Raw genomic sequence first — 13,686 nt, 5'->3', positions numbered from 1 at the left:
AGGATGATATTGCAGTCTCATTATCTGAGACGCAAGCCGGTCGGCTGGCACTCGGCCGGGGCCACTGGTTGAGTTGTCCTCACCGTTGGTTCAGCAGGAGCCGCCAACCCGGCGCGGCACCGAGGAACAGAGAAGGACGACCGTCATGGGCAAGACACTGGCAGAGAAGGTCTGGGACGCGCACGTGGTCCGCAAGGGCGAGGTCGTCGGTTCCGAGGCTCAGCCCGATCTCCTCTACATCGACCTGCACCTCGTGCACGAGGTGACGTCACCCCAGGCCTTCGAGGGCCTTCGCCTCGCCGGCCGCCCCCTCCGACGCCCCGACCTGACGATCGCGACGGAGGACCACAACACGCCCACCCTCGACATCGACAAGCCGATCGCGGATCTCACGAGCCGGACGCAGATCGAGACCCTGCGCGCCAACTGCCGGGAGTTCGGCGTGCGTCTCCACTCGCTGGGAGACGTCGAGCAGGGGATCGTCCATGTGGTGGGCCCGCAGCTCGGCCTGACGCAACCGGGACTCACCGTGGTGTGCGGCGACTCCCACACCTCCACGCACGGCGCCTTCGGCGCACTGGCCATGGGCATCGGTACTTCCGAGGTGGAGCACGTGATGGCCACGCAGACGCTCTCCCTGAAGCCCTTCAGGACCATGGGCATCACGGTCGAGGGAACATTGAAGCCGGGCGTCACGTCCAAGGACATCATCCTGGCCGTCATTGCGAAGATCGGCACCGGCGGTGGCCAGGGCTATGTGCTCGAGTACCGCGGCTCCGCGATCCGCGCGCTCTCGATGGAGGCGCGCATGACCATCTGCAACATGTCCATTGAGGCCGGAGCCCGCGCCGGCATGGTGGCCCCGGACGAGACCACCTTCGCGTACCTCGAGGGCCGCCCGCACGCCCCGCAGGGCGCGGACTGGGATGCCGCCGTCGCCGACTGGCGGGAGCTGCGCACGGACGACGACGCCGTCTTCGACGCCGAGGTCTTCCTCGACGCGAACGAGCTCGAGCCGTTCGTCACGTGGGGCACGAACCCGGGCCAGGGCGTCTCCCTCTCGCAGTCCGTGCCGTCACCCGATGATTTCGCCGACGAGAACGACAAGGCGGCCTGCAACCGCGCGCTGGAGTACATGGCCCTCGACGCGGGAACTCCCATGAAGGACATCCGGGTGGACACCGTCTTCCTCGGCTCCTGCACCAACAGCCGTATCGAGGACCTCCGCATCGCGGCCGACATCATCCGCGGCCGCGAGAAGGATCCGGACATCCGCATGATGGTGGTGCCGGGCTCGGCACGCGTCCGCCTGCAGGCCGAGGCCGAGGGCCTGGACCGCGTGTTCAAGGACTTCGGCGCGGAGTGGCGCTTCGCCGGCTGCTCCATGTGCCTCGGGATGAACCCGGACCAGCTGGCACCGGGGGAGCGCTGCGCGTCGACGTCGAACCGCAACTTCGAGGGCCGGCAGGGCAAGGGCGGGCGGACGCACCTGGTCTCACCGGTCGTCGCCGCGGCCACGGCGGTCCGCGGAACGCTGAGTTCGCCGTCGGACCTCGACCCGTGTCCGGGCGGTGCCGACCGGCCCGCAGCTGCATCCGGTCCAGCGTCCGACACCCCCGCCGTCCCCGCCGCCTAGGAGCCTCGCCATGGAGAAGATCACCACCCACACCGGCATCGGTGTCCCGCTGCGCCAGAGCAACATCGACACCGACCAGATCATCCCCGCGGTGTATCTGAAGCGGATCACGCGGTCAGGCTTCGAGGACGCCCTCTTCGCGGGCTGGCGCAAGGAGGGCTCGTTCATCCTGAACCGCGAGCCGTACTCGCGCGGGTCGGTCCTCGTCGCTGGGCCCGACTTCGGCACCGGCTCCTCGCGCGAGCACGCCGTCTGGGCCCTGAAGGACTACGGGTTCCGGGCGGTCCTGTCCTCACGCTTCGCGGACATCTTCCGCGGCAACTCCGGCAAGCAGGGTCTCGTCGCCGCGCAGGTGGCGCAGGACGACATCGAGCTCATCTGGAAGGTGCTGGAGAACGAGCCCGGCACCATGGTCACCGTGGACCTGGAGGCGCGCAGCGTCCAGTGCGGATCGGTCAGCGCACCCTTCCAGATCGACGACTACACGCGCTGGAGGCTCCTGGAGGGGCTGGACGACATCGGTCTGACCCTGCGCCAGGAGGAGCACATCACGGCGTTCGAGGCCGAGCGCGCCGCCTACAAGCCGACCACCCAACCAGTCCGCACCTGACGACCCGGCGCCTCCGTCGTTCCGTGCCGGGGCGGGGGTGTCATGCACATCACCTGCCGTGCGTCGACACGCAGGAATGCCGACGCACCTGCGGGAGTTGGTCTCGGGGAACAGGGAGTGCGCGTCGTACCCTTGTATTTCTGTCTACCCCGTGGTGCTTCTATGCTTGGAACGAGTAATTTCGCGTCCGCGGGGGTTCAACGTAGAAGGAAAATAGGTATTCATGGGTAGCGTTCTGACCATTCGCGGCGGCATTCCGTTGGCGGGCAAGGTATCCGTCCGTGGTGCGAAGAACCTGGTGCCGAAGGCCATGGTCGCATCGCTCCTCGGCAACACGCCGTCCGTGCTCCGGAACGTCCCCGAGATCAAGGACGTCGACGTCGTCACCAGCCTGCTGCAGCTGCACGGCGTGAAGGTGACCAAGGACCCGGTGACCGGCGACCTCACGATGGACCCGAGCGACGCGAAGATGGCCCGCTCGAAGGACATCGACGCCCACGCCGGCGACTCCCGCATCCCCATCCTCTTCTGCGGCCCCCTCATGCACAGCATCGGCGAGGCCTTCATCCCCGACCTCGGTGGGTGCAAGATCGGCGACCGCCCGATCGACTACCACCTCGAAGTGCTCCGCAACTTCGGCGCCGTCGTGGACAAGCGCCCGGGCGGCATCTCCATCTCGGCACCCAAGGGACTGCACGGCGCGAAACTGACCCTGCCGTACCCCAGCGTCGGGGCGACGGAGCAGGTGCTCCTCACCGCCATCCGCGCCGACGGCATCACCGAGCTCTCGGGTGCCGCCGTCGAACCCGAGATCATGGACCTCATCGCCGTGCTGCAGAAGATGGGCGCGATCATCACGGTGCAGACGGACCGCGTGATCCGCATCGAGGGCGTGCGGGAGCTGACCGGCTACAACCACAAGGCCATCTCCGATCGCAACGAGACGGCATCCTGGGCGTCCGCCGCCCTCGTCACCCGGGGTGACATCTACGTCGAGGGCGCGCGCCAGCTCGATCTCACGGCCTTCCTCAACACCTACCGCAAGATCGGCGGCGCCTTCGACGTCGACGACGACGGCATCCGCTTCTACCACCCGGGCGGGGACCTCTCGCCGCTCGTCCTCGAGACCGACGTGCATCCGGGGTTCATGACCGACTGGCAGCAGCCGCTCGTCGTCGCGCTCACGCAGGCGGCCGGCGTCTCGATCGTCCACGAGACGGTGTACGAGCAGCGGTTCGGCTTCACGGAGGCGCTGATCCGCATGGGGGCCAACATCCAGGTGCACCGCGAGTGCCTCGGCAGCGTGCCGTGCCGCTTCGGCCAGCGCAACTTCCTGCACTCCGCCGTCATCTCCGGGCCGACGCAGCTCCGTGGCGCGGACATCGACATCCCCGACCTTCGCGGCGGATTCAGCCACCTCATCGCGGCCCTCGCGGCCGACGGCGTCTCGCGCGTCACCGGGATCGAGCTGATCAACCGCGGGTACGAGCGCTTCCAGGACAAGCTCGAGGGACTGGGCGCCGACTTCGATGTCACGGGGGATGCCCCGGCGGCCACCGTGGCACCCGCCTAGGCGCATGGGGGAGCCCAGGGGCTCACGCGCCATGTTCACCTTCCTCGCCTCGTGGGTGAGGCCGGTCATGAACGCCATGATGGCCAAGGAATGGCGGGGGCAGGAGCGTCTGCCGCGGGGAACAGGCATGATCGTGTGCCCGAACCACGTCACGGAGATCGACCCGGTCGTGGTGGGGCACTTCCTGTACAACCAGGGGGTCATGCCGCACTTCATGGCGAAGGCGTCCCTGTTCTCGGTGCCCGTCATCGGGTCCATCCTCCGGGTGATCCGCCAGGTGCCCGTCGAGCGAAGCACCTCCGGCGCGAACCGCTCGCTCGAGGCGGCGCGCGACGTGCTGGCCGACGGCGGCGGGATCATCATCTACCCCGAGGGCACGCTCACCCGCGATCCCGGCATGTGGCCCATGAAGGGCCGCACGGGCGCTGCCCGGCTGGCACTGCAGACCGGAGCGCCCGTGGTACCGATCGCGCAGTGGGGCGCCCATGAGGTCTTCCCGCGGTACGCGAAGCGGTTCCACCTCGTTCCGCGCAAGACCTCCCGCGTCCTCGTCGGTGATCCGGTGGACCTCAGCGACTTCCGGGATGCTCCGCTGACCCGCGCCACCCTCGACGCCGCGACCGACCGCATCATCGATGCCATCACGGAGCTCCTCGCGGAGCTGCGCGGCGAGCCGGTACCGGCCGAGCGCTGGGACCCGGCAGCGAAGCAGCAGAAGCCCACGGGACGCGATTTCCAGTCCGGCGACCACGAGCCGGGCGGGACACCTGACGGAACGACCGGCGGGACACCTGACGGGATGACCGGCGGGACGACGAAGGGGAACGGTTCATGAGCGACGCGACGCCCGGAGCCGCACCGGAGATCCTGCGGCTGGACGAGGCCCCGCGACGGATCGCCGTGCTGGGCTCAGGAAGCTGGGGGACCACCTTCGCGAAGGTCCTCGCGGACACCTCGCCGCAGACGGACGTGGTCCTGTGGTCCCGGCGGGCCGAGGTGGCCGAGGAGATCAACGCCGACCACCGGAACTCGCGCTACCTCGGCGACATCCGCCTGCCGGACAACGTGTCGGCGTCCGCCGACGTGGCGACCGTCCTGGCGGGGAGCGACCTCGTGGTCCTCGCCGTCCCGGCGCAGACGCTCCGCTCACAGCTGCCCGCATGGCGGCCGCTCGTCCCGGCCCACGCCGTCGTCGTGTCCCTGATGAAGGGCCTGGAGGTCGGCACGGATGCCCGCATGAGCGAGGTCATCGCCGAGGAGCTCGCCCTGCCCGCCGAGCGCATCGCCGTCCTCTCCGGACCGAACCTGGCCATGGAAATCGCACGCGAGGAGCCCACGGCCTCGGTGGTCGCGTGCCCCGACCACGACACAGCGACCTGGATCGCCGCCGCCTGCACGGCGTCCTACTTCCGCCCGTACACCTCCACCGACGTGATCGGTGTGGAGATCGGCGGGATCGTCAAGAACGTGATAGCCCTGGCCGTCGGCATCTGCGAGGGCCGCCGCATGGGCGACAACACGAAGGCCTCGGTCATCACGCGCGGACTCGCCGAGAGCACGCGCCTTGCCGTCGCGCTCGGCGGCCGTCCCGAGACGATGTCCGGGCTCGCCGGCATGGGCGACCTCATCGCGACGTGCTCCTCCGCGCTGTCCCGGAATCACACGGCAGGGCACCTCCTGGGCCAGGGACTGACCCTCGACCAGGTGACGGTGCGGCTGAACCAGACCGCGGAGGGCATCAAGTCCGCGCAGGCCGTGCTCGAGGCCGCCCAGACCCTCGGCGTCGACATGCCCATCACCGAGAGCGTGGTGGCCGTCCTGCAGGGACGCCTGTCCGTCAACGACCTCGGGCAGCGCCTGCTGTCCCGGAACCTCAAGCCGGAAGGCGATTCCGCACCGTGACCACCGAGAGTCCAGCAGCCCCCCGGACCCGCGTCCTCGTCCTGTTCGGCGGGCGCTCCAGCGAGCACGCCGTCAGCTGCGTGACGGCCGCGGGCGTCCTCGAGGCGATCGACCGCTCACGGTACGAGGTGGTACCCGTGGGCATCGCGAAGAGCGGTCAGTGGTCGCTCGTCTCGGCCGACCCGTCCGCGTGGTCGCTGCGCGCCGACGTCCTCCCGGAGGTCACCGCGACCGAGCATGCAGTCGTGATGGGGACGTCGGCCGACGGCGGCGCCGGTCAGGAGCTGCTCGTCGCCGCCCCGGGCTCCGTGCCCGAGAGCCTCGGTGGCGTGGACGTGGTGCTCCCACTGCTCCACGGGCCGTTCGGCGAGGACGGCACGCTGCAGGGCATGCTCGAGATGGCGGACATGCGCTATGTCGGCGCCGGTGTCCTGGCGTCCGCCGTCGGCATGGACAAGCACTTCATGAAGGTGGTCTTCGCCGCCGCGGGGCTGGAGGTGGGCCCGTACGCGGTGGTGACCGACCGCCAGTGGCGCACCGATGCCGAGGGCGCCCTGCACCGCGCGACGGCGCTCGGCTTCCCCCTGTTCGTCAAGCCGGCCCGCGCGGGCTCCTCCATGGGCATCAGCCGGGTCGAGGACACCGCCGCACTCCGGACGGCCATCGAGGCCGCGCGCGCCTTCGATCCCAAGGTCGTCATCGAGGCGGGCATCGAGGGCCGCGAGATCGAGGTGGCGGTGCTGCAGGGGCGCGGGCTCGACGCGCCGCGGACGTCCCTGCCCGGGGAGATCGCCATGCAGCCGGGTGACCACGCCTGGTACGACTTCGACGCCAAGTACGTGGACGGCGCGGCCGCCGAACTGACCTGCCCGGCCGACCTCCCGAGCGACGTGATCGACCGCGTGCGGCAGCTCGCGGGCGAGGCGTTCGAGGCGATCGGCGGCGAGGGCTTGTCCCGTGTCGACTTCTTCTACACACCGGACGGCCGGCTGGTCATCAACGAGATCAACACCATGCCGGGATTCACGCCCATCAGCATGTACCCGCAGATGTGGGCGAAGTCCGGCCTCGGCTACACCGAGCTGATCGACGAGCTGATCGGCCTCGCGCTCGAGCGGGGTACCGGCCTCCGCTGACGCGGGCCGCGGGGGCACGGCCTCCGCATCAGGCCAGCACCACCACGCCGAGCAGCGACACTGCGGCGAGGAGCACCGTCGATGTGGCCCCGACGGCGGCGAAGCGCCCGCCCGAGCGCAGGAGCTTCCGGAGGTCGATCCCCGCACCCAATCCGAACATGCCCGCCGCGAGGAGGATGGTGGTCGCCGTGCGGCCGAGGTCGAGGACCGGCAGCGGAAGGACCCCGAGCGAGCGCAGAAGCACCATCGCGAGGAACCCGAGGACGAAGAGCGGTACCAGGGGCGTGGAGCGGCTCGTCGCGACGACGGCCGCCTCGGCCCGGCCGGCCGAACCGGTTGCACCGGTCGTGGCTGCGGACGCGGCAGCACGCCGTCGTTCACCGATGCTCGCCACGGCGGAGACCGGCGCCAGCATGAGGACCCGCCCGAGCTTCACGACCGTGGCGGACGCCAGTGCCGCCGTTCCCGCGGTGCTCGCCACCGCCACGACCTGCGCCACCTCGTGGACGGCGAGGCCCGACCAGATGCCGAAGCGGGTCGCGTCGAGACCTATCCCGGCGTTGAGGAGCGGCAGGGCGACGATCATGAGCGAGCCGTACAGGGTCACCATGGCGACGGCGGAGGCCACCTCGTCGTCGTCGGCGTCGACGATGCCCTGCATCCCGGCGATGGCCGACGCCCCGCAGATGGAGAAACCGGCGGCCATGAGGAGGGCACCCGCGCGCGTCAGGCCGAGCCGACGTCCCACCCAGAGCGTGCCGTAGAAACTGATGGTGACGCAGGCGACGATCAGCAGGATGACCTGCGGCCCCAGCGCGAGGATGTCCGGCAGCGCGAGCTGCAGGCCGAGGAGCACCACGCCTGCGCGGAGCAGGCGCTTGGTGCCGCCGCCGATGCCGACGCGGAGCGCTGCGGAGTAGAGGCCCGAGTTGCCGAGCACCATGCCGAGCAGCAGGGCGATGACGAGCGCCCCGAGCAGGGTCTGCAGGCTTGCGAGCACGATCGAGGCGGCCACTCCGACCGCCATGACGAACAGCCCGGGAGCCCATCGCGTGAGCGAGGCACCGACGGAGCGGGCCCCGGCGGTCGGCGTGCGGTTCTCTCGCATCGACGCGAATCCTCTCGGTAGCCACTGGCTGGGCTGGATGCCGGCCAGACCGATTCTGCCAGAGCGACGGGTGCCGGGTGCCACGGTCGGGTGTTCAACACGACGGAGGGGTGGGCCGTCGCCGGCCCACCCCTCCGATCGGCTGGACTGCTAGACGATGCCCGCGGTCAGTGCGTTCGGCGTGCCGAACCGGTGGGCCGTGATGCTGATGGCCTGCTCCTGCACGAACGGGAGGATCTCGACGCGTCCCGCCTCCGTCACGGGCTGCGCGTACACCGCGAGATCCGGGCGTCCTCCGGTCGCCGCCATGAGCGCCGAGGCATCCCCACCGACGAGGCGGATCCGGCGCACGGGCAGGTCTGCCACCCGGGCGTGCCAGGCGGCGTCGCCCTCCGACGTGACGCTCTCGACCTGCCGGCCGACGGCCTGCCTGAGCGCTGCGGGCAGGTCGACACCCGTGGAGACCGAGACCGGTGCACCCGCGGTCCGTCCCGCGAGGAGCACACGGAGGAGGTCAGCCGGTCGGCCGTCCTCGGCGAGGCGGACCGTCACGGGGTGGGGGAGGTAGCGGAAGAGGTTGCGCTCCGCGGAGAGGGCCGAGACGTCCTTCACCGCCCCGAACTCGCTGCCCCAGGCGGCTGCGTCCGAAACCGCGGCGCGTGTCAGGCGCGCGAGGTCACTGTCCGCGAGGCCCGCCGTCCGTGCTGCCGTGAGCAGCGGTGCCACGACGGGCAGCGGTGTGCCCTCGGCCGTGGCTTCCTCCGACGTCCACGAGCCGAGACCCACGAGATAGTTGGGTCCGCCGGCCTTCGTCCCGGCGCCGACGGCCGATTTCTTCCAGCCGCCGAAGGGCTGGCGCTGGACGATGGCCCCCGTGATGCCGCGATTGACGTAGAGGTTCCCGGCCTGCACGCCGTCGATCCAGGTGGCGATCTCCCTGCTGTCGAGGGAATGGATGCCGGAGGTGAGTCCGTAGTCGATGTCGTTCTGCAGGGCGATGGCCTCCTCGAGGGTCGCGGCCGTCATGATTCCGAGGATCGGGCCGAAGTACTCCGTGAGGTGGTAGGTGGAGCCGCGCTTCACGCCGTCACGGACACCGGGACTCCACAGGCGGCCGCTCGCATCGAGCTTCCGCGGCTCGATCAGCCAGGACTCGCCGTCACCGAGCGTGGTCAGGCCGTCGAGGAGCTTGCCGGTGGCGGGTTCGATGACGGGACCCATCTGCGTCCCGGCGTCCTCCGGGTAGCCCACGGTGAGGGAGGCGACGGCGTCGAGCAGCTGGTTGCGGAAGCGGTGCGACGTCGCGGCGCTGCCCACGAGGATCACGAGCGAAGCTGCGGAGCACTTCTGGCCCGCATGCCCGAACGCGGACTGGGCCACGTCCTTCGCCGCGAGGTCCAGATCCGCGCTGGGCGTCACGATCACGGCATTCTTGCCCGAGGTCTCCGCGAGCAGCGGCAGATCCGTCCGGAAGGACCGGAACAGTTCCGCCGTCTCGTAGCCGCCCGTCAGGATGACGCGGTCCACGCGGGGGTCGGCGATCAGCTGCCGGCCGAGGTCGTTCTCCTCGAGCTGGACCAGCCGCAGCACCTCGCGGGGCACTCCTGCCGCCCAGAGGGCATCGACCATGACCGAGCCACAACGGCGGGCCTGCGAGGCCGGCTTGATGATGACCGCCGACCCCGCCGCCAGGGCGGCGAGCGTGGAGCCGGCGGGAATCGCGACCGGGAAGTTCCACGGCGGTGTGACCACGGTGAGCCGGACGGGGGAGAAGGACGCGCCGTCGACGTCGTCGAGCTCACGGGCCCGCTCGGCGTAGTAGTGCGCGAAGTCGACGGCTTCGGAGATCTCGGGATCCGCCTGGTCGAGGGTCTTGCCGGTCTCGGCGGCCATGACCTCCATGAGGTCGGAGCGGCGCGCTTCCAGGGCGTCGCCCGCCCGGTGGAGGACGGCGGCCCGTTGGGCGCCGGTCATCGCACCCCAGGCTCCGGCTGCGGAGACCGCGCCCGCGATGGTCTCCTCGAGGTCTTCGGCGCCCGAGAGCGTGGTCCGTGCCACGAGGTCGTTCCCGAGTTGCGAGGTGGTCACCCGGTCGAGGATCGCGCGGCCCCAGGTGCGGTTCGCCGGGAGCGAGGGATCGGTGTCCGGGGTGTTCCCGAAGCCGGTGCCCGGATGGGCAGGGGCAGGCACGCTGCGGTCCTGCTGACGGTTTGGCGCCGGCACGGCGTCGTCGAGGTCTTCGAGGGAGGCGAGGAACCGGTTCTTCTCGCGCTCGAACAGGGCCTCGTTCTCGGTGAGCTCGAACACGGCGGACATGAAGTTGTCCTGGCTCGCGCCCTCCTCGAGACGCCGGATCAGGTAGGCGATGGCGACGTCGAACTCGCTCGGGTGCACCACGGGGGTGTAGAGCAGGAGCGAGCCGACGTCGCGCTTGACCGCCTCGGCCTGGCCCTGCGCCATCCCGAGCAGCATCTCGAACTCGATGCCGTGCCGGACCCGGCGTTCCCCGGCGAGGAGCCACGCGAAGGCGAGATCGAAGAGGTTGTGCCCGGCGACGCCGATGCGGACGTTCTCCACGTGACCGGGCTGCAGTGCGTAGTTGAGGACGCGCTTGTAGTGCGTGTCGGACTCCTGCTTGGAGCCCCAGGTGGCGAGCGGCCAGTCGTGCAGGGAGGCCTCGACGGTCTCCATGGGCAGGTTGGCACCCTTGACGACGCGCACCTTGATACCGGCTCCACCGCGCGCACGCCGCGCGGCCGACCACTCCTGGAGCCGGATCATCGCGGCAAGGGAGTCCGGGAGGTAGGCCTGGAGCACAATGCCGGCCTCCAGGGTGTCGAACTCGGGACGGTCGAGGATCTTCATGAAGACCGCGATCGTCAGGTCGAGGTCCTTGTACTCCTCCATGTCGAGGTTGATGAACTTCCGCGCCTCGGACCGGGCGGCCAGGGTGTACAGGGGCGTCAGCTTCTCGGCCACGTGCTCCACCGCCTCCTCGAAGGCCCAGGCGGGGTGCGGGGCGACGGTGGAGGATACCTTGATGGACACGTAGTCGACGTCCGGGCGTTCGAGGAGGCGGACGGTCCCCTCGAGGCGGCGCTCGGCCTCGCGGTCGCCCAGCACGGCCTCGCCGAGGAGGTTGACGTTCAGATGGATGCCCTCGCGCTTGATCTTCGCGATCGAACGCCCGAGCTTGGCGTCCGAGGCGTCGATGATGAGGTGTCCCACCATCTCGCGCAGCACGCGCCGTGCGATCGGGATGACCACCTGGGGAAGCACGGGTGCGACGGCGGCGCCGACCTTCACGGCGGCGCGCATGTACCAGGGGAGGAAGCCTGGCACCATGGGGGCGATTGCGCCGAGGTTGCGCGCGGCCACCGAGAGGTCCTCGGGCCGGATGACGCCGTCCACGAAGCCGACGGTGAAGGCCAGCCCATTCGGATCCTTCAGGACGCCCGCCAGTTGCTGGGCGGAGGCGTCCACCGGGACCTTCGAGGCCTCGGTGAGCCAGCGCCGGACGAGCGCGATCGATTCCTCCGGCAGCGCCGCCGGGATCTCGGTGGTGCCGCCGGGCGCGGCGGTGAAGTGGGCGGGTCCGGCGGGGGCCACCGGGTAGGTGGGGGCTGACGGGGTGAGGGGGGCCGCGGTCACGGCGACTCCCTCGAGCGGTGGGATCTGGGTTGTCATGGCAACGGCTCTCGGTCGATCGGCTTGCGCCGGGCAGGATGAAGCAGCTACTTCATTTCTCAGTATCACCGGGTCGTAGGATGAGGAAAAGCGATGAATACCGAAGAGTATTCATCAGCAGAACCGACGCGATCCGATCGCCCGAGCAACCCCTGGAGGTACCGTGCTGGACCTACGGAGGCTGCGCCTGCTCCGGGAACTCAAGATCCGCGGAACGCTCGCGGAGGTGGCTGCCGCCCTGAGCTACAGCCCGTCCTCGGTCTCCCAGCAGTTGGCGCTGCTGGAGAAGGAGGTGGGTGTCGAACTGCTGCGGAAGACCGGACGGCGCGTGGTCCTGACCCCGCAGGCCGAGATCCTCGTCGCACACACCGCAGACCTGCTCGAGACACTCGAGCGGGCCGAGGCCGGTCTCGCGGCATCCCTGACCTCCGTCACCGGGACCGTCCGGGTGGCCGTCTTCCAGTCGGCGGCGCTCGCCCTCATGCCCGATGCCCTCACCGCGATGACGCAGGACTATCCGGACGTGCGCGTGGAGATGGTGCAGCGCGAGCCGGAGACCGCCCTCTGGGAGACCTTCGCCCGTGATTTCGACCTCGTGATCGCCGAGCAGTATCCGGGCCACGCGGCCCCGCGCCATCCCGAACTGGACCATCTGGCACTCACGGAGGACGCCATCCGCCTGGCGGTGCCGGTCGGACCGTCCCGCTACGCCGGGATCGCCACGGTGGCGGCGGCCGCCGACGCCGCGTGGGTCATGGAGCCGCGGGGAGCGGCGTCGCGGCACTGGGCCGAACAGGCGTGCCGCAGGGCCGGCTTCGAGCCGGACGTGCGCTACGAGACGGCGGACCTGCAGGCACAGATCCGGCTCATCGAGTCCGGCAACGCCGTCGCGCTCATGCCGGACCTCGTGTGGACCGGTCGGGACGTCCCCGTGCGGCTCGTGGAGCTGGAGGACAGTCCGCGACGCGCCATCTTCACCTCGGCCCGACGTGCGGGAGCAGAACGCCCTGCCGTCGTGGCCGTCCGGAAGGTGTTGGACCGCGCGGCCCGCGAGGTCCGCCGACCGGAGCCGCCCGCCTGAGTACGCCACCTCTCCCGACGCTGTGGGTCAGCGGGTCCTCGGCGGACGACGGCGCGGGACGACCCACGTTTTCGTCGTCCTCCGGCTCCGCTCCTACAGTTGAGACATGTCCTCGCAATCCTTCCGGGCCGCGCAGCTCGCGGCGTCGACCGTTCCGGCCAGCGTGGAGCGGGTCGTGGAGACCGTGCTGCCCACCAGGCACGGGACCTTCCGGATGATCGGGTACCGCGACTCCGGGGGAACCGAGCACGTGGCGCTCGCCCAGGGGATCGAGGATGTGACGCCGATCGACGAGCCCCCGTTGGTCCGGGTCCACAGCGAGTGCCTCACCGGAGATGCCTTCGGCTCCTGGCGCTGCGACTGCGGTGAGCAGCTGGACGCCGCGCTCGCGGCTGTCGCGCGGGAGCGGCGCGGGGTGGTCGTCTACGTCCGCGGTCACGAGGGACGAGGGATCGGTCTGCTCGCCAAGCTGAAGGCGTATGCGCTGCAGGACGAGGGCATCGACACGGTCGACGCGAACACCGCACTGGGGCTACCCGTGGATGCGCGCCACTACGACCAGGCAGCCGAGATCCTCCAGGACCTCGGGATCCGCGCCGTCCGGCTCCTGTCGGGCAATCCCGCCAAGGAGGAGGCCCTCGAGGACCTCGGGATCGCCGTCGTCGAACGCCACGGGCTCGCCGTGTCGGAGAGGTCGGAGAACGCCGGCTACCTCGCGACCAAGCGAGCGCGCATGCGGCACGATGCCCCGCCGGTCGCGGATGCCTGGGAATCCCTGCTCGACGGAGTGGTGCCCGTGGCACCGTCGCAGGGCGAGGGGGAGGAGCTAGCTGTACTGCCCAGGGAGGTTGGTTAGCCGGGTGATGGGTGGTTTGCCTCCGATGGCGGTGTGGGGCCTGTGGTGATTGTATTCGTGGAGCCAGCCCGGTAGTGCTGCCCGGCGGGCTGATTCG

The 13,686-nt window shown here is 70.2% G+C and carries 11 protein-coding genes; 8 read left to right on the top strand and 3 right to left on the bottom strand.

What is annotated here, in order from left to right; genetic code table 11:
• Positions 1-145: 145 nt before the first annotated feature.
• From leuC to FJV46_RS10215, 6 genes are all read left to right on the top strand, one after another.
• The gene (leuC, locus tag FJV46_RS10240) at positions 146-1,636 is read left to right on the top strand and encodes a 3-isopropylmalate dehydratase large subunit (protein WP_087027551.1); all 1,491 of its coding nucleotides are present in this window, start codon (positions 146-148) and stop codon (positions 1,634-1,636) included.
• A 10-nt stretch (positions 1,637-1,646) separates the two neighbouring features.
• Complete coding sequence (gene leuD / locus FJV46_RS10235; RefSeq protein ID WP_087027553.1) at positions 1,647-2,246, top strand: 3-isopropylmalate dehydratase small subunit; 600 nt, start codon at positions 1,647-1,649, stop codon at positions 2,244-2,246.
• Positions 2,247-2,469: 223 nt separating this feature from the next.
• A complete protein-coding gene (gene murA / locus FJV46_RS10230; RefSeq protein WP_087027555.1) occupies positions 2,470-3,819 on the top strand; it encodes a UDP-N-acetylglucosamine 1-carboxyvinyltransferase in 1,350 nt (449 codons plus the stop codon).
• A 4-nt stretch (positions 3,820-3,823) separates the two neighbouring features.
• A complete protein-coding gene (locus FJV46_RS10225; RefSeq protein ID WP_087027557.1) occupies positions 3,824-4,654 on the top strand; it encodes a lysophospholipid acyltransferase family protein in 831 nt (276 codons plus the stop codon).
• Complete coding sequence (locus tag FJV46_RS10220; RefSeq protein WP_087027559.1) at positions 4,651-5,721, top strand: NAD(P)H-dependent glycerol-3-phosphate dehydrogenase; 1,071 nt, start codon at positions 4,651-4,653, stop codon at positions 5,719-5,721. The genes FJV46_RS10225 and FJV46_RS10220 overlap by 4 nt, the downstream gene beginning before the upstream one ends.
• Complete coding sequence (locus tag FJV46_RS10215) at positions 5,718-6,857, top strand: D-alanine--D-alanine ligase family protein (protein WP_087027561.1); 1,140 nt, start codon at positions 5,718-5,720, stop codon at positions 6,855-6,857. The genes FJV46_RS10220 and FJV46_RS10215 overlap by 4 nt, the downstream gene beginning before the upstream one ends.
• Before the next feature lie 28 nt (positions 6,858-6,885).
• Here the strand turns inward: FJV46_RS10215 and FJV46_RS10210 are convergent, their stop codons facing one another.
• Both FJV46_RS10210 and FJV46_RS10205 read right to left on the bottom strand, forming a co-directional pair.
• Positions 6,886-7,965, bottom strand: a complete 1,080-nt coding sequence (locus tag FJV46_RS10210; RefSeq protein WP_087027563.1) for a YeiH family protein — start codon at positions 7,963-7,965, stop codon at positions 6,886-6,888.
• Between the two features lie 150 nt (positions 7,966-8,115).
• Positions 8,116-11,652, bottom strand: coding sequence for a bifunctional proline dehydrogenase/L-glutamate gamma-semialdehyde dehydrogenase (locus FJV46_RS10205; protein ID WP_087027565.1), 3,537 nt, complete (start codon positions 11,650-11,652; stop codon positions 8,116-8,118).
• Between the two features lie 163 nt (positions 11,653-11,815).
• Here FJV46_RS10205 and FJV46_RS10200 point away from each other — a divergent pair, with 163 nt between their 5' ends.
• Both FJV46_RS10200 and ribA read left to right on the top strand, forming a co-directional pair.
• The gene (locus FJV46_RS10200) at positions 11,816-12,733 is read left to right on the top strand and encodes a LysR family transcriptional regulator (RefSeq protein WP_087027567.1); all 918 of its coding nucleotides are present in this window, start codon (positions 11,816-11,818) and stop codon (positions 12,731-12,733) included.
• Positions 12,734-12,839: 106 nt separating this feature from the next.
• On the top strand, positions 12,840-13,589 hold the full coding sequence (gene ribA / locus FJV46_RS10195; protein WP_087027569.1) for a GTP cyclohydrolase II: 750 nt from the start codon (positions 12,840-12,842) through the stop codon (positions 13,587-13,589).
• On the opposite strand, the gene FJV46_RS10190 is transcribed toward ribA, so the two are convergent.
• Positions 13,560-13,686, bottom strand: a 127-nt coding sequence (locus FJV46_RS10190) for an integrase core domain-containing protein (RefSeq protein WP_140995578.1), incomplete at its 5' end; no start/stop codon positions are given. The two genes, ribA and FJV46_RS10190, sit on opposite strands and share 30 nt — an antisense overlap.

Source organism: Arthrobacter agilis, assembly GCF_006494655.1.
GTDB classification, from domain to species: domain Bacteria; phylum Actinomycetota; class Actinomycetes; order Actinomycetales; family Micrococcaceae; genus Arthrobacter_D; species Arthrobacter_D agilis.
This window is presented reverse-complemented; position numbering and strand designations above follow the sequence as displayed.